The sequence below is a fragment of the Bacillota bacterium genome (assembly GCA_033549065.1).
Taxonomy (GTDB): Bacteria; Bacillota; Dethiobacteria; order DTU022; family DTU022; genus JAWSUE01.
Genome location: JAWSUE010000039.1, coordinates 1 through 826, shown reverse-complemented (window position 1 = coordinate 826; position 826 = coordinate 1). Strand labels below are relative to the sequence as shown.

Annotated in this window: 1 protein-coding gene; it reads right to left on the bottom strand. The window is 52.2% G+C overall.

Annotation, left to right across the window (positions count from 1 at the left end):
• Positions 1-492: 492 nt before the first annotated feature.
• Complete coding sequence (locus SCJ97_11610; protein MDW7740674.1) at positions 493-711, bottom strand: DUF2922 domain-containing protein; 219 nt, start codon at positions 709-711, stop codon at positions 493-495.
• Between the last annotated feature and the right edge of the window lie 115 nt (positions 712-826).

The window sequence follows — 826 nt, the reverse complement described above, 5'->3', positions numbered from 1 at the left end:
AGAGATAGCGGCTCTGGGGACCGTGTGTCCGCGGGAACGGTTCGAGCGAGCGGCTCTGGGGACCGGGCTGATGTCCAAATCGCAAAGCGATTTGCCATCGAGAAGACACGGCCCTGTCCCCAAGGCACGCTAGCGTAAGCTTATCCAAAGGGCTCACTCAGGAACTGTCCCCCTGACACACGTAACCACATTGAGTCACTCCAAACTATTCCACTATTTACTTTTACAATTCAGCCGGCCGGCTATTCATCAGAGAGTGCGGCCCTAAAAGTTCCGCGGCAAATTCAGACCCGCACCCTCCAAGCAGCTCTGGGGACTCGTGTCTAGGGACGGTTCGAGCGTGTCCAGGGTGGACATAGGGGACATTCCTCTGAAAGAGGTGTGTCCCCAGACCGCTAAAAAGATACACGATGGAACTGTCCCATTGACACGATTTATTACAGAAACTATTTATACTAGGCCCTGTCCCCAGGGCATGCTTATTACCTTACCTTAATACTCACCCAACACACTAACTTCTCTTGAAACAATCTGGGCCCTGACCTTACCGGTTATATCACCGCTGGTCGTGTTGAACACATTACGGGCCAGAACCGAATCCATCACCGCTTCTACATCCTGGGCGGTTATCTCCGGATCGGGGTCGGCAAGCGAGATTGTCGTGTTGCGTCCCCCGGCTGTGCTAAAGATCAACTGCAATGTCTGTACCATTCTTTATCCTCCTTTCCTTAAATATTTACTAGCCTGTTAATTTACTCCTCATCGAGTTCATACTCATCAACCCGGCGAACGGCATCCAGGGGGTGAACCTGCAGGTTACCCAGCT

Excerpts from the sequence above, each read along its gene's own strand:
- SCJ97_11610 (MDW7740674.1), bottom strand. The coding sequence starts at position 711 with ATGGTACAGACATTGCAGTTGATCTTTAGCACAGCCGGGGGACGCAAC.